Annotated in this window: 19 protein-coding genes and 2 tRNA genes; 9 read left to right on the forward strand and 12 right to left on the reverse strand. The window is 64.4% G+C overall.

The features are described from left to right. Positions 1–6: 6 nt before the first annotated feature. A complete protein-coding gene (locus ACQVDU_RS12720) occupies positions 7–579 on the reverse strand; it encodes a peptidylprolyl isomerase (RefSeq protein WP_443477323.1) in 573 nt (190 codons plus the stop codon). Between the two features lie 94 nt (positions 580–673). Here ACQVDU_RS12720 and ACQVDU_RS12725 point away from each other — a divergent pair, with 94 nt between their 5' ends. After that, a complete protein-coding gene (locus ACQVDU_RS12725) occupies positions 674–1,258 on the forward strand; it encodes a DNA helicase (RefSeq protein WP_292712694.1) in 585 nt (194 codons plus the stop codon). Positions 1,259–1,321: 63 nt separating this feature from the next. Here ACQVDU_RS12725 and ACQVDU_RS12730 read toward each other — a convergent pair whose 3' ends face one another. After that, positions 1,322–1,759, reverse strand: coding sequence for an NUDIX hydrolase (locus ACQVDU_RS12730; protein WP_300591764.1), 438 nt, complete (start codon positions 1,757–1,759; stop codon positions 1,322–1,324). Between the two features lie 4 nt (positions 1,760–1,763). Continuing rightward, on the reverse strand, positions 1,764–3,119 hold the full coding sequence (locus ACQVDU_RS12735; protein ID WP_443477324.1) for an NtaA/DmoA family FMN-dependent monooxygenase: 1,356 nt from the start codon (positions 3,117–3,119) through the stop codon (positions 1,764–1,766). Between the two features lie 214 nt (positions 3,120–3,333). Here ACQVDU_RS12735 and ACQVDU_RS12740 point away from each other — a divergent pair, with 214 nt between their 5' ends. Continuing rightward, positions 3,334–4,740 (forward strand): SIR2 family protein, encoded by a 1,407-nt coding sequence (locus tag ACQVDU_RS12740; protein ID WP_300591760.1) that lies wholly within the window; start codon positions 3,334–3,336, stop codon positions 4,738–4,740. Between the two features lie 407 nt (positions 4,741–5,147). On the opposite strand, the gene ACQVDU_RS12745 is transcribed toward ACQVDU_RS12740, so the two are convergent. Both ACQVDU_RS12745 and ACQVDU_RS12750 read right to left on the reverse strand, forming a co-directional pair. Then, positions 5,148–5,220 (reverse strand) — tRNA-Ala (locus ACQVDU_RS12745). 10 nt (positions 5,221–5,230) lie between these two features. Next, positions 5,231–5,304: transfer RNA gene (locus ACQVDU_RS12750), tRNA-Ile, on the reverse strand. 145 nt (positions 5,305–5,449) lie between these two features. Here ACQVDU_RS12750 and ACQVDU_RS12755 point away from each other — a divergent pair. Further along, positions 5,450–6,163, forward strand: coding sequence for a VIT1/CCC1 transporter family protein (locus tag ACQVDU_RS12755; RefSeq protein WP_300591335.1), 714 nt, complete (start codon positions 5,450–5,452; stop codon positions 6,161–6,163). Between the two features lie 38 nt (positions 6,164–6,201). Here ACQVDU_RS12755 and ACQVDU_RS12760 read toward each other — a convergent pair whose 3' ends face one another. From ACQVDU_RS12760 to dnaA, 7 genes are all read right to left on the reverse strand, one after another. Continuing rightward, the gene (locus tag ACQVDU_RS12760) at positions 6,202–6,603 is read right to left on the reverse strand and encodes a DUF3566 domain-containing protein (protein WP_292712685.1); all 402 of its coding nucleotides are present in this window, start codon (positions 6,601–6,603) and stop codon (positions 6,202–6,204) included. Then, positions 6,600–9,167, reverse strand: a complete 2,568-nt coding sequence (gene gyrA, locus ACQVDU_RS12765) for a DNA gyrase subunit A (protein ID WP_443477325.1) — start codon at positions 9,165–9,167, stop codon at positions 6,600–6,602. Before gyrA ends, ACQVDU_RS12760 begins: the two co-directional genes overlap by 4 nt. A 38-nt stretch (positions 9,168–9,205) precedes the next feature. Continuing rightward, positions 9,206–11,245: a DNA topoisomerase (ATP-hydrolyzing) subunit B gene (gene gyrB / locus ACQVDU_RS12770; RefSeq protein WP_443477326.1), complete on the reverse strand. Its 2,040-nt coding sequence runs from the start codon at positions 11,243–11,245 to the stop codon at positions 9,206–9,208. Positions 11,246–11,366: 121 nt separating this feature from the next. Beyond that, positions 11,367–11,864 (reverse strand): DUF721 domain-containing protein, encoded by a 498-nt coding sequence (locus ACQVDU_RS12775; RefSeq protein ID WP_300591331.1) that lies wholly within the window; start codon positions 11,862–11,864, stop codon positions 11,367–11,369. Continuing rightward, positions 11,861–13,030 (reverse strand): DNA replication/repair protein RecF, encoded by a 1,170-nt coding sequence (recF, locus tag ACQVDU_RS12780; RefSeq protein ID WP_443477327.1) that lies wholly within the window; start codon positions 13,028–13,030, stop codon positions 11,861–11,863. Before recF ends, ACQVDU_RS12775 begins: the two co-directional genes overlap by 4 nt. Before the next feature lie 46 nt (positions 13,031–13,076). Further along, positions 13,077–14,228 carry a DNA polymerase III subunit beta gene (gene dnaN, locus ACQVDU_RS12785; protein WP_443477328.1) on the reverse strand — a complete coding sequence of 384 codons (1,152 nt, stop codon included), beginning with the start codon at positions 14,226–14,228 and terminating at the stop codon, positions 13,077–13,079. A gap of 452 nt (positions 14,229–14,680) precedes the next feature. Next, positions 14,681–16,099, reverse strand: a complete 1,419-nt coding sequence (gene dnaA / locus ACQVDU_RS12790) for a chromosomal replication initiator protein DnaA (protein WP_443477329.1) — start codon at positions 16,097–16,099, stop codon at positions 14,681–14,683. Positions 16,100–16,395: 296 nt separating this feature from the next. Between dnaA and rpmH the strand changes: the two genes are divergently transcribed. The 6 genes from rpmH to rsmG are packed head-to-tail and all read left to right on the forward strand — an operon-like array spanning position 16,396 to position 19,567. Continuing rightward, entirely contained in the window at positions 16,396–16,533 is a 138-nt protein-coding gene (rpmH, locus tag ACQVDU_RS12795; RefSeq protein WP_193597422.1) for a 50S ribosomal protein L34, read from the forward strand. 7 nt (positions 16,534–16,540) lie between these two features. Continuing rightward, entirely contained in the window at positions 16,541–16,876 is a 336-nt protein-coding gene (rnpA, locus tag ACQVDU_RS12800) for a ribonuclease P protein component (RefSeq protein WP_300595143.1), read from the forward strand. Continuing rightward, complete coding sequence (gene yidD / locus ACQVDU_RS12805; RefSeq protein WP_300595141.1) at positions 16,873–17,223, forward strand: membrane protein insertion efficiency factor YidD; 351 nt, start codon at positions 16,873–16,875, stop codon at positions 17,221–17,223. Before rnpA ends, yidD begins: the two co-directional genes overlap by 4 nt. 6 nt (positions 17,224–17,229) lie before the next feature. Next, entirely contained in the window at positions 17,230–18,387 is a 1,158-nt protein-coding gene (gene yidC / locus ACQVDU_RS12810; RefSeq protein WP_363494948.1) for a membrane protein insertase YidC, read from the forward strand. A gap of 16 nt (positions 18,388–18,403) precedes the next feature. Continuing rightward, positions 18,404–18,916 carry a Jag family protein gene (locus ACQVDU_RS12815; RefSeq protein ID WP_300595139.1) on the forward strand — a complete coding sequence of 171 codons (513 nt, stop codon included), beginning with the start codon at positions 18,404–18,406 and terminating at the stop codon, positions 18,914–18,916. A 24-nt stretch (positions 18,917–18,940) separates the two neighbouring features. Next, positions 18,941–19,567 (forward strand): 16S rRNA (guanine(527)-N(7))-methyltransferase RsmG, encoded by a 627-nt coding sequence (gene rsmG, locus ACQVDU_RS12820; protein ID WP_363494676.1) that lies wholly within the window; start codon positions 18,941–18,943, stop codon positions 19,565–19,567. Positions 19,568–19,643: the final 76 nt, after the last annotated feature.

Consider the following 19,643-nt stretch of genomic DNA (forward strand, 5'->3'; position numbering starts at 1 on the left):
CTCCCGTCAGACCGAAGCGATGTCGATCGACGAAATGACGACAGGCTCGATCGGGCGGTCGCCGGGCCCCGTGGCGACGGCGCTGATCGCGTCGACGACGCGGCGAGACTCGTCATCCGCCACCTCACCGAAGATCGTGTGCTTGCCCTGCAACCACTCGGGACCACGACCGCCCTGGCCGGGAACCGTGATGAAGAACTGGGAGCCGTTCGTCCCCTCGGGCTGGCCGGTGATCGCGTTGCGGCGCAGGCCCGCGTTGGCCATCGCGAGCTTGTAGGGCTCGGTGAAGGTCAGCTCGGGGCTGATCTCGTCGTTGAAGTTGTATCCCGGACCTCCCGTACCGACGCCGAGCGGGTCGCCGCCCTGAATCATGAAGCCTTCGATGATGCGGTGGAAGATGACATCCGTGTAGAGCGCGCCCTCGCCCGGCTTGCCGGTGGCCGGATGCGTCCACTCACGGCTTCCGTCGGAGAGACCGACGAAGTTCTGGACGGTGCGCGGGGCCTGGTCCCCGAACAGGTTGACGACGATGTCGCCGTGGTTGGTGTGGATCGTGGCGACCGCGGTGTGCTGAGGCATGCGGCCATTCTTTCAGAGTTCGCCGTGAACACTTCCCGTCTGCGGCTCACATGGCAAGATGGGAAGACCACGTCGACACGACAGGGAGGGCCCCGTGAGCCTCAGCCGCAAGCGCAAGAAGGAACTCCGCAAGCTCCAGAAGCACGCGAACGACATTTGGGAGTCGCAGCAGGTGCTGGTCGGCGAAGCCGCTGACATCGCCCGGGAAGCCGGTCGGCAGCTGGGCAACTACGGCCGCGAGCAGGTCGTTCCCCAGGTCCAGGAGGCCTACGGCCGCTACGCCCAGCCATATGTGCAGCGCGGACTCGCCTCATCCAAGTCGTTCCTGACCAACCGCGCCATCCCCGCGACCGGAGCCGTCGTCGGTTCCGCGCTCTCGGCCTGGGACGCAGCAAACGAGACCCGCGCGAAGCTCGCCGCGGGCCGCGGACTGTCGGCGCCCGACGCCAAGAAGTACGCCAAGCTCGCCGACAAGTACGGCAAGGATGTCTCGAAGAAGCTGTCCAAGAGGCTTTCGGCGCTCGAGCCGCAGAAGCAGGGAATCGGTGCCGGTGGCGTCTTCGCCATCATCCTCGGTGTGATCGCCGCAGCCGGTGTGCTCTACGCCGCTTGGCAGACGCTGCGGGCTGACGACGAGCTGTGGGTTGCCGACGACCCGCTGCGCGCTCCCGACGCCTGATCCAGATCGGCTTTCACTGCGGCGCTCGGCTTCCGGGCGCCGCAGTCGTTTGTGCTGGCGCGCTCAGCGCGTGAAGGAGCCGAGTCCCGCCATCCGCAGGCCGATGTTCACGAGACTGACCCGCTTGAGCCTGCGCACCTGCGTCAGCGGAAACCATTCCGCGCGATCGGTCGTGCCGTCCGTCTCGTTGCGCAGCTCCCCGCCGGTGACGTGGGCGCGGTAGACGATGCGCAGTGCCTGCAACGGCAGGTCGGATCCGGGCACCAGGCGCCGGTGGGCGGGAATCACCCGCGAATGGATGCCGAGAAGTTCATCGAGCGCGACACGGTAACCGGTCTCTTCCTGAACTTCGCGCCGGGCTGCGGCATCCGGGCTCTCACCCGGCTCGAGACCACCGCCCGGAAGGGTCCATCCCGATGCGCCGCCCTCGTTCCAGTGCGCGAGCAGCATGCGTCGGTCGTCGTCGATGACGATCGAATACGCCGCGACCCGCAGATCCATGGATTCACGATACGGGAGCTGCCGGCTGCGTCTCCTGCATGCGGGACCGGAACGTCGCATCGGCGCGGTGCGGCGCGAGCCGCCCCCGCTCACGCAGGATCGGTACGACGAGGTCTCCGAACGCCGCAACGTCCCGCGTTCCGAAGACCGGCTCGATGAGGAATCCGTCGAGTCCGGTGCGGGCAGCGAGCTCCTCAACGCCGTCCGCGACCTGGGTCGGGTCTCCGACAAGCCGGAAGCCCCGCGTGCCGCGCCCCCGCAGCTCGTCCAGGATTTCTCGGACCGTCGGGGCGGGCCTGTCGGCGCTGCCCAGGAATCGCTCGATGTTGCTGGTACCCATCTGTCCGATGGGCCCACCAGCGTCGAGCACCTGGTGCAGGGTCTGGTCTGGATCGAGGGTTCGCAGATCGATGCCGGTGTTTCCTGCATAGAGGGTCGCGACCACATCGTCGGTCTGCATCCGGTCGAATTCGTCGGCGAGCTCCCGTGCCTCGGCGGAGGTCTCGGCAACGATGGCGGTGAGCCCCGCCATCGTCACGAGCGGAGTGGTTCGCCCCGCTTCGCGCGCGCGACGGTGCAGGTCAGAGACCGCCGATGCCGTGTGGCTCGGTGTCGTCGCCTGCACGAAGACGCACTCGGCGTGGCGGGCAGCAAATGACCTTCCGGCTGGGGATGTTCCAGCCTGAAAGAGCAGCGGCGTGCGTTGCGGCGTGGGCGGGGCGCCGTAGTACCCGCGGGAGCGGTAGTGGTCACCGTCGTAGACCACGCGATGGATGCCGGACCGCTGCGCGTACACTCCGGACTCACGGTCGGCCACGAGCGCGTCGTCGCTCCAGGCATCCTCCCAGTACCGCCGTGCGAGCGAGACATACTCTTCGGCCATCGCGTATCGGGTGTCGTGGGCAACCATCTCGTCGTGGCCGAAGAGTTCGGCCACCGCGTTCTGCGATGCGCCGGTGACGATGTTCCAGCCGATCCTCCCTCCCGAGATCGCATCGAGCGTCGAGAAGCGGCGGGCAAGTTGCACCGGATGGTCAATGCCGGTGGTCGCGGTGACGACGAATCCGAGGTTGGATGTCTCACGCATGAGCACGGGCAGGAGCGTCGCCGGGTCGTAGCCCGAGAAGTTGATGCCGTGCGCGACGGCATCCGCGCTGATGTCATCGCCGACGATCGGGTAACCGTACCCGTCGGCGAAGAAGAGGAAGTCGAAGCCGGTGGCATCCATCACCTTCGCAAGGCGCACCCAGCGCTCGGGGTCGGCGAAGTCGATCGAGTCGCTGAGCGGATGCGGCCAGCTGAGCGTGCCACCCACTTGCGGGCCGTAGACCTCGAAGACCCCAAACCGCAGCGCCGACACGTTCGCTCCCTTCGCCGCGCACGCGCGTGTCGCGGTGACGCAACGCTACGCGCCGGCTGTTTCACGCACGTGACGCTGTGCAAGAGGCAGGAGTGCCTCGGGGGTTCGACAGATGAGTGCCAATCTCACGGTGAACGAGTTTCCCAGATCTTCGAGGGCCTCGGCCGTCGGTGTGGTGGTGCGGTATGTCTGGGGCCATCGATAACGTGAGATCGTGAGTGCACCCGACATCGACCGGAAGGTCATGGAGAGTTTCGCCGCGCTTACTGGTGACACCCATCTGACTGTCGTGCTTGGGGCGGGCGCGTCAGCACCCTCCGGTCTCCCGACTTGGGACGACTTCGCCACGCGAATCGCGGTTCTGAGCGGACTCGTGACGACCTCCACTGCAGCCAAGGTGCTGCTCAGCAAGCAAGATCCCATGATCGTGCTAGAGGCGGCGCACGCACGCTCTGGATCGAGCTGGGCCGCTCACCTAAATGAGGCGCTGTACGGCCGACCTCCTAGTAGCGCCGACCCCTCGCCGCTTCACCTTGCGGCAGCGGGTCACTTTGCTGCAATGCCGGGGGCAACCACGCTCGCCACCCTGAATTTCGACGATCTCTTGGAGTCGGCGGCGCTAACTAGCGGCGCACCTGTAGTAGTCATGGATACTGAGGGTCAAGCAGAGCCCGACGTGCCAACTGTTCACCATCTTCATGGGGCGGTGTTCGGCGGGAACGAGTACTCAGCTGTCGTTGGTTACAACGACTTCGCAGAGCTTGTCGCCGACCCTCACGCATGGCAACGACAGTTCTTGTCCTCGGCTCTCGCACGCGGCCCTCTACTCCTTGCCGGGACGTCCTACCGCGATCCGGACATCCGCCATTGGCTGCATCTCATTGTTCGCGACGAGAAGCCGAGATACCGTGCCCTAGTAACAATTGTGCGCGAGGGACTCGGTCTTGACCGTGAAACGTTCGAAACAATCGAGGATGCGCTCACCTCAGAGTGGGAGTCAATCGGTCTACAGGCACTAACCCTGCACGACCTCGCCGATGTAGCCCTCGTGATCCGAGAACTGAGGCACGCAGGGAGTGATAGCTACCTAACCCCGGCTGAGCGATCACGCCGCATATGGGACGCCCACACTCGGAGATTCGGAACACTTCAACGCGAGTATGTTGAGCAACTCGAAGCAGATGCAGAGATGATCGCGGCAGCGCTCGGCAGTCCCGCGTACCGGGCCACATTTTGGTTGGCCAATGCACGAGGCAAGCTCGCTCGATGGGCATCGGAGGGCACGTATTACGCCGGTGTGCGGCAGCTGAAGCTCGTGCCGACCGGACACGATAGTCCATGGATCGCGGGCGAGGCGATCGGATCCGAAGAGGTCAAGCTCAGGGACGTGGAGCGCGCCGCGGGTGTTAGTCCAACGTGGCGATCAGTATTGGCTATCCCCGTCTTTGCTGGTGACGGAACCCACCCCGACTTCGCAACGGGCGTCCTCACGTTTGGACTAGCTCAAACAACATCGGCGCTGCTTGCGCGCCAAGACGAGTGGATCAATGCTGCCTCCGAGTTGAGCGCAGCGTGGGGAACACGCATCAACGGTGTCGCGTTCTCGACGAAAGATAACTAGCCTGAGGAAAAGAGTAGGAGTCGCCCATGGCCGCCAAGAAGAGCACTGCCGCGCGTAACGCAAAGACGGGTTCCTACACTGTGCACGTGCCGAAAAGCGCCGCGACTGGAAAGTTCGTGTCGGAGTCCAGCGCCACGGGACGCATAGTAGTCCGTGGGTCTGCGAAGAAGGCATCCTAGTAAATCCGTGCGCTGCTTCGGCGCAAAGGGCTCAGCGACCCATTTCACCTCGCGGCAGCGCCCATGTTGTCCAACTAAGTTCGAGGTGCGAACGGATGGTGGCCCAACAACACGGACACTGAGCTTTCCTAGCGGGCGATCTGATCTACGACATAGATGCCCGCCGAGGCGGGAGTGATTCAGCACAACGCATCAGTCAAAGGATGCGCACGATCTATCAAAAATGCGTGGAGCCTAGGAGATTCGAACTCCTGACATCCTGCTTGCAAAGCAGGCGCTCTACCAACTGAGCTAAGGCCCCGGGGCTTGCGTGGGGCTACCAGGACTTGAACCTGGGACCTCTTCATTATCAGTGAAGCGCTCTAACCGCCTGAGCTATAGCCCCGTGTGGTGCCGGCACATCGCACCGTCAACCTCCAAGACTTTACCCGAAGCGACGCGGTTTCCACGAATCCGGATGCACGCTGGCCGGAGTTCGCTTAGCCGATCCTTCATTGCGCGCCGTCTTGGCGGGTTGTTGACTGAGCGGCGTGACCGATGCAACGCACGCCCACGAACCGCACGCGACCGGCGTCAGCCAGAAACTCAACTGGCTACGTGCCGGCGTTCTCGGTGCCAATGACGGCATCGTCTCCGTCGCCTCGCTCGTGGTCGGTGTCGCCGGTGCGACCACCGACACTCCTGCCCTCTTACTCGCGGGTGTCGCGGGCCTGGTGGGTGGGGCGATCTCGATGGCCCTGGGCGAATACGTGTCGGTCAGCAGCCAGCGCGACAGCGAGAGAGCGCTGATCGCCAAGGAGCGGAGCGAGCTCGCCGAGATGCCCGAGGAAGAGCTCGAGGAGTTGACCCAGCTCTACCAGGATCGCGGGCTGAGCCGGGACACCGCGGTGCAGGTCGCGAAAGAACTCACGGCCCACGATGCCCTCGCGGCTCACCTCGAGGTGGAGCTGCACATCGACCAAGACGATCTGGTGAGCCCGTGGCAGGCAGCGTTCTCCTCCGCCGTCGCGTTCACGTTCGGTGCGCTCCTGCCCCTGCTGGCGATTCTTCTTCCGCCGCCGGAGTGGCGGGTACCGGTCACTGTCGTGGCAGTCCTCATTGCACTGGCCGTCACGGGTTCGATCTCGGCACGCCTGGGAGGCTCGTCACAGGGACGTGCGGTGCTGCGGCTGGTCATCGGCGGTGCGCTCGCGCTGGCAGCGACCTATGGGATCGGCACCTTGCTGGGCACGACCGTCGTATAGCCCGGCCTTCGCCGGCGACGTCGCGAATGCGCGGCGCGTCAGTTCGAGGTGAATCCGACGAGCAAGCCGCCCGTGACCTTCACCGCGAGGTTGTAGATACCGGCAACCACGGCGCCCATGACGGTGACGACCACGAGGTTCAGGATCGCGACGATCGCCGAGAACGCCAGCACCTGCGGGAGAGACAAAACTGCCGACAGCGAGAACGTGCCGTCGGTGAAGCTACCGATGAACGCGTCAGCCTGGCTGATCAGACCCGTCGTCTGCAGGATGAGGAAGATCAGCACGAAGAAGACGACGGTTGCGATGGCGATCGCCACGGCAGCCAAGAACGACAGCTTCACGGCCGACCAGAAGTCAAGGTAGACCAGGCGCAGGCGCACCTGCTTCGTCGTGGTCTTGCTGGATTTCTTGGCGAGTTTGTCGGCTACCGTCGTCATGCGTCGGGACTTCCTTCAACGATCTGGGGGGAGGCGGCGTCATCCGACGCATCCGTGGCCGCGGCATCTTCTGCCACAACCCGCTCTCCGTTACGCGCGACCGCGATGATGCGATCCTCGTCATCGGGGCGGGCGAAGACGACACCCATGGTGTCGCGACCCTTGGCGGGGACCTCGGCCACGGCAGAGCGTACCACCTTGCCGCTGGCAAGAACCACCAAGACCTCGTCGTCCTCCGAGACGATCAAACCGCCCGCGAGGACCCCGCGATCCTCGGTCAACTTCGCGACTTTGATGCCCAGGCCGCCTCGGCCCTGCTCGCGATACTGGGCGACATCCGTGCGTTTCGCGTAGCCGCCCTCAGTCACGACGAACACGTATCCCTCGTCACGAACCACGGATGCCGACAGCAGGCAATCATCTCCACGGAACGACATTCCCTTGACGCCCTCGGTCGCCCGTCCCATGGGGCGAAGCGCCGAATCCGTGGCCGTGAACCGCAGCGACATGCCCTCGCGGCTGATCAACAGGATGTCGTCACCCTCGTCCACGAGCATCGCGGAGGTCAGTTCGTCTCCGGCATCCTCACCCTCGCCGGCGCGCAACTTGATGGCGATGACGCCGCCCTGGCGGTTGGTGTCGTACTCGGTCAGGCGCGTCTTCTTCACCAGTCCGTTGCGGGTGGCAAGCACCAGGTAGGGAGCTGCCTGATAGTCACGGATGTCGAGGATCTGGGCGATCTCTTCCTCGGGCTGGAGCGCGAGGAAGTTCGCGACGTGCTGGCCCTTCGCGTCGCGGCCGGCCTCGGGAAGCTCGTACGCCTTCGCGCGGTACACGCGGCCCTTGTTCGTGAAGAACAACAGCCAGTGGTGGGTCGTCGTCACGAAGAAGTGCTCCACGACGTCGTCAGCCCGCAACTGCGCACCCCTCACACCCTTACCGCCGCGGTGCTGCGACCGGTAGTTGTCGCTGCGGGTGCGCTTGATGTACCCGGCACGGGTAACGGTGATGACCATCTCCTCTTCGGGGATGAGGTCTTCGACCGACATGTCGCCGTCATAGCCGGGCAGGATCTCGGTGCGTCGGTCGTCACCGAAACGCTCGACGATGGCGGTGAGCTCCTCCCGGATGATGGAGCGCTGGCGCATCGGGTCGGCCAGGATCGCCTGGAAGTCCAGGATCTGTGCCTCGAGCTCGGTGGCTTCGTCGATGATCTTCTGCCGTTCGAGGGCGGCAAGGCGGCGCAGCTGCATCTGCAGGATCGCGTCGGCTTGCACGTCGTCGATCTCGAGCAGGTCCTTCAGACCCTCGCGCGCATCATCGACGGTCGCCGAGCGACGGATGAGCGCGATGACCTCGTCGAGCGCGTCGAGCGCTTTGAGGTATCCGCGCAGGATGTGCATCCGCTCTTCGGCCTTGCGGAGGCGGAATCGGGTGCGCCGGACGATGACCTCGACCTGGTGCTCGATCCAGTAGCTGATGAATCCGTCAAGCGGCAGCGTGCGGGGCACGCCGTCGACGATCGCCAGCATGTTCGCGCCGAAGTTTTCCTGCAGCTGCGTGTGCTTGTACAGGTTGTTGAGCACGACCTTCGCGACGGCGTCGCGCTTGAGGACGATGACCAGGCGCTGACCGGTGCGGCCCGATGTCTCGTCACGGATGTCGGCGATGCCGGTGATCTTGCCCTCGCGGGCAAGGTCGCCGATCTTCACAGCGACGTTGTCGGGGTTGACCTGGTAGGGCAGTTCGGTGATCACCAGGCAGGTACGTCCCTGGATCTCCTCGACGCTGACCACTGCGCGCATCGTGATCGATCCGCGGCCGGTGCGGTAGGCCTCCTTGATGCCCTTCGTGCCGAGGATCTGCGCGGCAGTCGGGAAGTCGGGTCCGGGGATGCGCTCCATGAGCGCTTCGAGGAGTTCCTCGCGGGTCGCCTCGGGGTGTTCGAGCGCCCACAGCGCGCCGGCGGAGACCTCGCGGAGGTTATGCGGCGGGATGTTTGTTGCCATGCCGACCGCGATACCCACGGAACCGTTGACCAACAGGTTCGGGAAGCGGGCCGGCAGGACGATCGGTTCCTGCGTCTGTCCGTCGTAGTTGGGCTGGAAGTCGACGGTCTCTTCTTCGATGTCCCTGACCATCTCCAGCGCGAGGGGCGCCATCTTGGTCTCGGTGTATCGCGGTGCAGCGGCGCCCTGGTTTCCTGGGGTCCCGAAGTTACCCTGGCCGAGAGCGAGCGGGTAACGCAGCGCCCAGGGCTGCACCAGTCGGACGAGAGTGTCGTAGATCGCCGAGTCACCGTGCGGGTGGTACTGACCCATCACCTCACCGACGACACGCGAGCACTTCGAGAAGGACTTGTCGGGGCGGTACCCACCGTCGTACATGCCGTAGATCACGCGGCGGTGCACGGGCTTGAGGCCATCGCGCACGTCGGGAAGGGCGCGACCGACGATGACGCTCATCGCGTAGTCGAGGTAGGACCGCTGCATCTCCAGCTGCAGGTCGACCTGGTCGATTCGACCGTGGTTGTGCTCCGGCTCGGGACGTTGTTCGTCTGCCATGTCTGTCTCTACTTCGTCGTTTCGATGTGCTCGCGTACTCAGATGTCCAGGAAGCGGACGTCTTTCGCGTTTCGCTGAATGAACCCGCGGCGCGACTCCACGTCCTCGCCCATGAGAATCGAGAAGATCTCGTCGGCGGCCGCCGCGTCATCGATCGTGACCTGCCGGAGCGTTCGGGTCTGGGGATCCATCGTGGTTTCCCACAGTTCCTCGGCGTTCATCTCGCCGAGACCCTTATAGCGCTGGATCGCGTTGTCTTTCGGGATGCGCTTACCCGCGGCGGCTCCCTCGGTCAACAGCGCGTCACGCTCCCGATCGGAGTAGACGTACTCGTGGGGAGAGTTCGACCACTTGATCCGGTACAACGGGGGTTGGGCGAGGTACACGTAGCCGGCTTCGATGAGACCGCGCATGTAGCGGAACAGCAGGGTCAGCAGCAGCGTCGTGATGTGCTGACCGTCGACGTCGGCATCCGTCATCAGCACGATCTTGTGGTACCGCGCCTTAGCGATGTCGAAGTCCTCACCGATTCCCGTGCCGAAGGCCGAGATCATCGCTTGCACTTCCTTGTTGCCGAGAGCCCGGTCCAGGCGCGCCCGCTCGACGTTCAAGATCTTTCCGCGAAGGGCAAGGATCGCCTGCGTGTGAGGATCGCGACCACCGACAGCCGAACCGCCGGCCGAGTCCCCCTCCACGAGGAAGATCTCACTGATCGACGGGTCCTTCGAGACACAGTCCTTGAGCTTGTCGGGCATCGCCGCCGACTCGAAGACGCTCTTGCGCCGTGCCGTCTCGCGAGCCTTGCGCGCAGCAAGTCGCGCGCTCGCGGCGTCGATGGCTTTGCGGATGACGTTCTTGGCCTGCGCAGGATTGCGATCGAGCCAATCCGTCAACTGGTCGCCGACGACCTTCTGCACGAAAGCTTTGGCCTCGGTGTTGCCGAGCTTCGTCTTGGTCTGGCCCTCGAACTGGGGTTCGGAGAGCTTCACTGAGATGACAGCGGTCAAGCCCTCGCGGATGTCCTCACCGGTGAGGTTGTCATCCTTCTCCTTGAGCATGCCCTGGGCACGTGCGTACCGGTTCACGAGCGTCGTCAACGCGGCTCGGAACCCTTCTTCGTGGGTTCCACCCTCGTGAGTGTTGATCGTGTTCGCAAAGGTGAACACGTTCTCGGTGTAGCTCGTTGTCCACTGCATCGCCAGCTCGAGCGAAATGTGGCGCTCGGTGTCTTCGGACTCGACCTCGATGATCTCGTCATTGACGACCTCGGTCTTGCGCACCTTGTTGAGGTACTCGACATAGTCGACGAGCCCGCGCTCGTAAAGGTAGTCGTCGTGCGGCTGGGTGGCGCTGGTGTTTCCCGACTGATCATCGACAACGTAGGCGGATTCGGGGCGCTCATCGCGAAGCGTGATGCGCAGCCCCTTGTTCAGAAACGCCATCTGCTGGAAGCGAGTGCGAAGAGTGTCGTAGTCGAAGTCGACAGTGTCGAAGATTCCGGCATCCGGCCAGAAGGTGATGGTCGTTCCGGTCTCGTCGCTCGGCTCACCCTTCTCAAGCGGCGCAACCGGGGTTCCGCCGTCACGGAACGACTGCCGCCAGACGAATCCCTGGCGCTTGACCTCGACCTCGAGCCGCGTCGACAGGGCGTTCACGACAGAGGAGCCGACGCCGTGCAAACCACCGGAGACCGCGTACCCGCCGCCGCCGAACTTGCCGCCGGCGTGAAGCACCGTCAGCACCACCTCGACGGTGGACTTTCCCTCGGTGCGGTGCATATCGACGGGGATTCCGCGGCCGTTGTCGACCACCCGAACGGCACCGTCTTCGAGGATCGTGACAGTAATGGTGTCGCAATAGCCGGCCAGGGCCTCGTCGACCGAGTTGTCGACGATCTCGTACACGAGGTGATGAAGGCCCCGCTCACCGGTCGACCCGATATACATGCCGGGACGCTTGCGCACCGCCTCCAGTCCCTCGAGGACCTGGATCGCGTCAGCTCCGTACTCGTTCTGGACCTTGCCGGCGTTTGCGAGCTGCGGATCTTCGGGAACGCTTTCAGGGACTTCTGAGGGCATGGTGAGAGGCGCTCCACATCGACGATAGGACTGTGGGCCAGTCTATCAAGTCCAGACTCTGTTCGAGCGCTCTACGGTCCTGTGGCGCGATGAAATTCGTCGCGACGTCCCGGGAGGTGGTTCAGCCGTAGGTATCGCGCGGACCGCGGCCTGGAACGGCTCTCGGCCCCCATTTCCAGGAGGGGACGTCCGGCCCGATGAAGCGGACGCTCTCGACCCCGGCGTCCGGGAACCGACGAATGATCTCGGTGAGGATCTGTGAGCGCATGTTCTGCAACTGCCGAGCCCACGCCGTCGAATCAGCCTGGACGGTGAGGATGCCGTCGACAAAGCCCACCGGACGGGTATGGCGCGCCGTCTCAGCCCCGGCCACCTCGTTCCAGGTGAGAACCACATCTTCCCGGGCAAGCTGTGCGTCCCATCCGGCCTCCCGGGTGAGAGCGGTGAGGACATCGCCGACACCCTTCGGATCCCGGCCCGGCGTGAACGGCTCGTTCTCGTCATCCATCCGGCGCCGTCGGCGGCGAGCGACGCGGGCAGTGGGGGCAAGCCCTCGCAGGCGCAGGTACGTCGCGATCGTTTCGGGTACCGAGGATGCCTGCTCCGCGTCCACGGTCATGACACTTCTCGATCAACCGGACCGCTACCACTCAGGGTGCCCGCCTCGACACGGACGGTGCCGACGCGAAGCTCAGCAGGAACATCCTGCTCAACTGCGGCAGTCACGATCACCTGTTCGAACTCGCCCACGATGTCGGCCAGCCGCACCCGGCGGCCCGCGTCGAGTTCGGCAAAGACATCATCAAGGATGACGATCGGGTCACCGAGCTGCGACTCGGCTCGGAGCAGATGAGCCGACGCGATGCGCAGCGCCAGAGCCAGAGACCAGGATTCGCCATGCGAGGCGTACCCGCGCGCCGGCAGACCGCGAAGCGAGAGCACAAGGTCGTCGCGGTGCGGACCCACGAGGTTGACCCCGCGCTCCAGTTCTGCGCTGCGCTTCTCACGCAGGGCTGCGCGGAACCGCTCGAACAGGTCGCCGGATTCGGTGACACCGGCCGTGCCCTCGTCGTCATCGGGGTCGGCGCCGTCCACGGAGAGCACCCACCGCGCGTCCGGAGCGTGATCGGCCCCGGCGATCGACGCGTAGGCGTCAGCGATCGGTCCCGCGAGATCCCTCACGAGTGCTTCGCGCGCCCGGATGATCTCGACCCCGAGAGCGACGAGTTTGTCATCCCACACGTCCAGGGTTGGCAGGGCATCAGTGCCCAGGCGCCTGGCGCGGGCTGATTTCAGCAGCGCACCGCGCTGCTTGAGCACGCGATCGTAGTCGGCGAGCGTCGCCGACAGTCTCGGGTATCGCTGCACGAGAAGCTGGTCGGCGAAGCGGCGCCGGGCACCCGGATCACCGCGGACGATCTGCAGGTCTTCCGGCGCGAACAGTACGACATGCGCATAGCGACCGAGTTCGCCCGTACGGATGCCGGTTCCATTCACCTGTGCGCGGTTCGATCCCTGGCGGTTGATCTGGACATCGACGTTCAACCGACGCTCCCCGTGCGCAAGGGTTGCCCGAACGATGGCGAAGTCGGAACCGTCTCGCACCAGTGGTGCGTCTGAGGAGACTCGGTGTGAGCCGGCCGTGGCGAGATACGCGACGGCCTCAGCGAGGTTCGTCTTGCCCTGCCCGTTGCTTCCGACCAGAACTGTCGGCCCGCTGGAGAGCTGGAGATCGGCGCGCGCGTAGTTGCGAAAGTCGGTGAGACTCAGCCGCTCGACGATCATCGGTACAGGCTATCCGCCACGACTGACGCCTGACCCGCGCCAGAACTCAGCGCAGCAGCAGGTTCGGCTGCAACAGGTACTTGAAGGAATCCTCGCCCGACCGGTCGACCGAGGTCTGCGCCGTGATGAGCACGGGGCTGAGCTTGTTGGCGTTGTCGCTGGAGGTGAAGGTGACCCGTGCGAACTCGCTGCGAACTGCACCGAGCGCCTCGAGCAGATACTGGGGGTTCAGGCCCAGCGTCACATCCTCCCCGCTCAGCGTCGCATCGACGGACTCAGTTGCCCGGGCCTGTTCGGTGCCCGCGGCATCCATCGACACGCCCTCTGCAGTGAAGGTGAATCGCAGCGGTGCGGACCGATCCAGAACCAGCGACACACGCCGGACCGCTTCGGCGAACTCCGAGGTGCTTACGACGGCGTGATGTTCGGTCTGCTCCGGGAAGAGCCTGCGCACCGGCGGGAAGTTGCCCTTGATCAGCAGCGACGTGACGGTCTTGTTGCCCGCGGTGAACGCGATAATCTCGCGATCGCCACTACCCGAGAACGCGATGGAGATCTGCCCCGAGTGCGCGAAAGTCTTGCCGACCTCGGTGAGAGTGCGCGCGGGAACGAGTGCCGTCGCGCCCTCTTCGGATGCTCCTCCAGCGGGATCCCACGGGATCTCGCGCAGCGCGACACGATAACGGTCGGTGGCAACCAGACTCAGGCGGGTACCCGAAACCTCGAGCTGAACGCCGGTGAGCACCGGGGTGACATCGTCGCGAGAGGCCGCGAACGCGACCTGCGCAATCGCGGTGGCGAAATCTTCGGCCGGGACGAGACCCGACTCGCCGGTGACCTCGGGGATTGCGGGGTACTCAGCGACCGGCATGGATGCCAGCGTGAAGGTCGCTGACCCGCAGGTGAGCAGGATGCCGCCGTCATCGTCGACGCGGACGGTGACCGGAGCGTTCGGCAGTCGGTTCGCGATCTCGGACAGCAGTCGTCCGTGGACGAGGATCGTGCCCGGGTCATCGACAGTCGCCTCGATGAGGGTTCGCGCCGATGCCTCGTAGTCGAAGGCCGAGAGCGAGAGGCCGTCTGCGCTGGCCTCGATCAGGATGCCCGCGAGGATCGGCTGCGGGTTGCGTTGTGGCAGCAGCTTGACGACGAACGACACAGCCTCGCTGAACACATCGCGGTTTACTTCGAACCTCACGTGCGCTCCCTCGATCCGGTTGGGCTCTCCCATGCTAGTGCCCTCATGTCTTGTGACCTCAAGAGATCCGCGGGCGCTTACGCCCGAAGTGCACGCTCGCACTCAAGGTCATCGAACCGGATTCATTTAAGAAGTTCTTTGTCATGGTGTTAACACCTGTGGGAACTGTGGATGAATCGCACGATCCCTTGCGCCGAGCCGAAACCACATTCGTGTCATTTGTGGACGGGCTGCGGATGAATCGCGTGAAGCCTCGTGCTGGAGCTCACTGCCAACGCTCGTGTTCCACAAGTGACGGTCGCTTCACTCACAGCTGAGAGTGCTGCTTCCACACTTATCCACAAGTTATCCACACTGTGGGGAACGCGTATTTTTGTGGAGGGACAGCGCGGTGTCAAGTGAGAATCCATGAGGCTCCTATGAGCCCTGGTTTGCGCGGGCGGGAAGACGGGTCAGCGACCGTTTCGACCGAGCTGAGCGGTGATCTCGGAGACCTGGTTGTAGATCGAGCGCCGCTCCTTCATGAGGTCGCTGATCTTCTTGTAGGCGTACATCACCGTCGTGTGGTCTCGGTTTCCGAAGAGCTGACCGATCTTGGGGAGCGAAAGACTCGTCCGTTCGCGGCACAGATACATCGCGATCTGACGAGCGGTGGCGACGGCCTGCGAGCGGCTGGACCCGTACAGGTCATCGACCGAAAGCTTGAAGTAGGTAGCGGTGGCCGCGATGATGTCGGTCGGTGAGACGACGTTCGCGTCATCCTGATCGATGATGTCGCGCAGCACGGTCTGAGCCAGCGAGATATCGAGGCTCGAGCGGTTCAAGCTGGCAAAAGCCGACACCCGGATCAGCGCGCCCTCCAGCTCACGGATGTTCGACGAGACCGCGGTGGCGATGTACTCCAGCACCTCATCGGGAATGTGGAGCCGCTCGCTCTGCGCCTTCTTGCGGAGGATTGCGATGCGGGTTTCCAGGTCGGGCGCTTGAACGTCTGTGATGAGCCCCCACTCGAACCGGCTCCGCATCCGATCTTCGAATCCGGTCAGGTGCTTGGGCGGCACGTCGCTGGTGATCACCACTTGCTTGTCGTGATCGTGGAGCTGGTTGAAGGTATGGAAGAAGGCTTCCTGGGTCTCTGCGCGACCCTGCAGGAACTGGATGTCATCGATGAGCAGGATGTCGACATCCCGGTATCGAGCCTGGAACGCGGCGCCCCGGTTGTTCGCGATCGAGTTGATGAAGTCGTTCGTGAACTCTTCGCTCGAGACGTAGCGAACCTTGATACCGGCATAGAGGCTGATCGCGTAGTCACCGATCGCGTGCAGGAGGTGGGTCTTGCCGAGCCCGGAGTCTCCGTAGATGAAGAGGGGGTTGTAGGCCTTTGCGGGAGCCTCGGCCACGGCCACGGCTGCTGCGTGCGCGAACCGGTTGGACTGGCCGATGACGAAATTGTCGAAGGTGTACTTCGGGTTCAAGCGCGTGTCGGTGCGTGAGGAGGTACTCGTGGATTCGACGGGTTCCTCGGCAGTGCGGTGCATGGATGCCGCGGGCGGCGCCGCCAACGGCAGGACCGCTGTCAGGTGGGACTCGGCCAGGTCCGGATTTACGACGACACGGAAGGCCGACACGCTCTCGCCACTGCCATCTTCGGCGTGTGCGAGCGCCTCGAGGATCGGCGCGCGCATCCTCTTGTTGATCTGCGCGGCGGTCAGTTCGTTCGGAACATCCAGGTAGAGGGTGCCCCCCATGACGCCCTGAGCTACCGCGAGATTGAGGAACCCCTCCAGCTGCGGGGTGATCCGATCGTCTCCACGCATGATCTCTAGCGCGGCGGTCCAGACCGGAACATCCGGAATCTCCTGGGTCGACATGGCCCCCCTCAGGCTTCAGCGGCATCGGTGCGGCGAGCCCGTCCCCGGCTGTGGATAACTTTCGGAGCAACGGTAGTCAGCGGCATCCGTCAGCGCAAAATCAACTGTAGACGCCATGCGCGTGTCGTCTCCAGATGGTGGATGACGCTGGGGATAATGTCCCTTCGCCTCCACTCGGTTTGAGTTCGAGCGCTGCGCCACGTACCCTTAGTCGGTTGACTTGTGCCCTCGCGGCAGTCCCCGATTCATCGTCCCGGTGTGAGCATCCCGGCGACACCTCATCCGGAAGTGATCTCATGAGCAAGCGTACGTTCCAGCCCAACAACCGCCGCCGCGCCAAGAAGCACGGCTTCCGCGCCCGCATGCGCACCCGCGCCGGCCGTGCCATCCTCTCGGCTCGCCGCGCCAAGGGTCGCAGCGAACTTTCGGCCTGACCTCACAGTGCTTGCGCGCGCCCACCGGATCACCCGGGGCGCGGACTATCGTTCCGTCGTCCGCCGGGGTCGCAGGTGTGTGGGCGCGCATCTCATGAGCTACACGGCGGTTTCGGTGGATGCCACTCCGTCGCGGTTCGGGTTCATCGTCAGTAAGCAGGTGGGTTCTGCTGTCACCCGCAATACGGTGCGCCGCCGGCTGAAGGCGATCAGCGCGGGTCTCGTGGACGAGATTCGCCCCGGCTCGCAGGTCGTCATCCGTGCCTTGCCCGCCGCAGCCGACGCACCGTACGAGGTCCTCGCGGGCGAGGTCAGGCGTTGCCTCACGGGAGAGCACCGATGAGTGAGTTGCCCTCGTACGCGCTCGGCCATGCTCACCTCGACGCTGTCGACGCGGCGCGTGCGCTCCCGCTTGTTCCTCGTAACGCTGTGCTCGCGGTGCTCCACGGGTATCGCGCGACGATCTCCCACCTGTACGGCGACGTGTGCCGGTACTATCCCTCGTGCTCGGCCTATGCCGTGGGTGCAGTACAACAGCACGGCGCTCTCAAAGGATCGGCGCTTGCTGCGGCACGGCTGAGCCGATGCCACCCGTGGGCCGAGGGTGGCGTCGATGACGTTCCGCCCCACGAGCACTTCCGATTCGATCTCACCCGGCACGGGTTCGTCGTGCCACGCAGAAAGGACTGATCCTTGCTGGATCTCCTCGCCAGTGCGACACCCTCCCCGTCCCCCACCGCGGCGGCTGGAGGCGGCTTCGACCTGTTCGCGATCATTCTGTGGCCGCTGAAGTGGGTCGTCGAACTCATCCTCGTCGCGTGGCATTGGCTCTTCACCGCGATCGGACTGCCACCGGCCGACGGCATCACCTGGGTACTCGCGATCGTCGGACTCGTCGTGGTCGTGCGCGCCGCGCTCATCCCGCTGTTCGTCAAGCAGATCAAGTCGCAGCGCAAGATGATGGAGATCGCTCCGGAGCTGCGGAAGATCCAGGACAAATACCGCGGCAAGAAGGACCAGCTCTCGCGAGAGGCCATGAGTCGCGAGACGATGGCGCTCTACAAGAAGCACGGGACGAGCCCCGTCTCCGGTTGCCTTCCACTGCTGGTGCAGATGCCGGTCTTCTTCTCGCTGTATTCGGTGCTGAGCAGCGTGAAGGTCAACGCGGAGCTGGGTCTCGGTGGCGTCGGAGCCCTCAGCCCCGAACTTACGAAGCAGTTCTATGACGCTTCCCTCTTCGGCGTCGCATCGCTCCACGAGACCCTCATCGATGCCTGGAACACGGGTAACACCCCGGCGGTCATGATCCTCGTGGTGCTCGTGGTTCTGATGATCGCGTCGCAGTTCTTCACCCAGCTGCAGATCATTTCGAAGAACCTCTCCCCCGAGGCAAAGACCGGCCAGGCCTACCAGATGCAGCGCATCATGCTGTGGGTACTTCCGTTCGCGTTCGTCTTCTCGGGCGTCTTCTTCCCGCTGGGTGTCGTTCTGTACTGGTTCACGAGCAACATCTGGACGATGGTTCAGCAGTTCATCGTCATCCGCGAGATGCCGACCCCCGGCTCTGAGGCGGCGAAGCAGCGCGAGGAGCGACTGGCCCGCAAGGGGAAGGCCATCGACTCCAGCGGCAAGGTCGTTCCGATGGACAAGTACCTGGCCGAACAGCAGCGACTGCTGGAAGAGGCCGAGAAGGCTAAGGCTCAAGCTCCGAAGCGTGAGCAGCCGATGAGCAAGCAGCGCGCGAAGAAGCAGGGCCAGCGGCCGACGGGTGGGACCAGTTCCCGGCCGCAGAACCAGCGTCCCCCAGGCAGTGCGGCGGAGGGCTCATCACCCACCCCGGAACCGAACAACTAGGAATATGAGGGTGGAGATGACAACGACCCCCGACACCGCTTCGTCTCGCGCGGAGGCGACCATCGAGGAGCTGGAGCAGGAAGGCGACGTCGCCGCTGATTTCCTAGAAGGCCTTCTCGATATCGCGGATATCGACGGCGACCTCGCATTGGACGTCCGCAACGGTCGTGCCTACGTGTCGATCGAACGGGACGGTGGAGAAGGAGCCGCGGGCCTCGGCGCTCTCTCCGACCCGATGACCGTGCAGGCGCTGCAGGAACTCACCCGCATCGCGGTCCAGAATCAGACGGGCCGTTTCTCCCGCTTGATCCTGGACATCGGTGGGTCGCGCGACACCCGGCAGCGAGAGCTCGACACTCTCGTCGATCGCGCCGTAGCTCGGTTGGACGAAGGAGCATCGCAGGCCTCACTCCCGCCGATGTCCAGCTACGAGCGCAAGCTCATCCACGACCTCGTTGCTGAGCGTGGCCTGGTTTCGGAGTCGTACGGCGAGGGCGCCGATCGGCACACCGTCATCCGTCGCGCGTAAGTGCATGTTTCACGTGAAACATCGATGAGCACTCTTGAGGCAGAGCCTCTGGCAGCCGCGGGTCTCTTCGGCGATCGCATCGGTCTCGCCCGTCTATTCACCGCAGCGCTGGCCGATCAGGGCGAGACCCGTGGGCTCATTGGACCCCTCGAGCTGCCGCGGCTGTGGACGCGACACATCCTGAACAGTGCGATCGCTGCCCCGCTGTTCCAGGGGCACGTCGCCGACATCGGTTCGGGCGCAGGACTTCCCGGGATCGTGCTGGCGATCGCGAGGCCTGATGTCAGGTGGACACTCGTGGAACCGATGGAGCGGCGTGTTGCCTGGTTGACGGAGCAGGCTCATGCGCTGGGGCTCGACAACGTCGCGGTCGTTCGAGCACGCGCCGAAGAGTGGGCTCCCGCGGAGCCCGTGGACGTCGTTACGGCGCGTGCTGTGAGCGCGCTTCGCACACTGATCCCGATGACAGCTCCACTCGTGCGTCCTGGGGGCAAGCTCATCCTGTTCAAAGGACGTGGCGCCGAGGCGGAGATTGACGCCGCGCAAAAGCAGATCCGCCGATTCGGGCTTACCGACGTCGGGGTGCTGACCCTTGGTGAAGGCGTTCTCGATGAGACGACTCGCGTCGTGCACGCCACGGTGGGTGACTGAGTGTGCGAAGCAATGACGACTGCGAAGCGGATGTTTCACGTGAAACGGTGAGCCGCCACGACCGACCCGGGGTCGA

This window comes from Microbacterium sp. F2 (genome assembly GCF_052274505.1).
Taxonomy (GTDB): Bacteria; Actinomycetota; Actinomycetes; order Actinomycetales; family Microbacteriaceae; genus Microbacterium.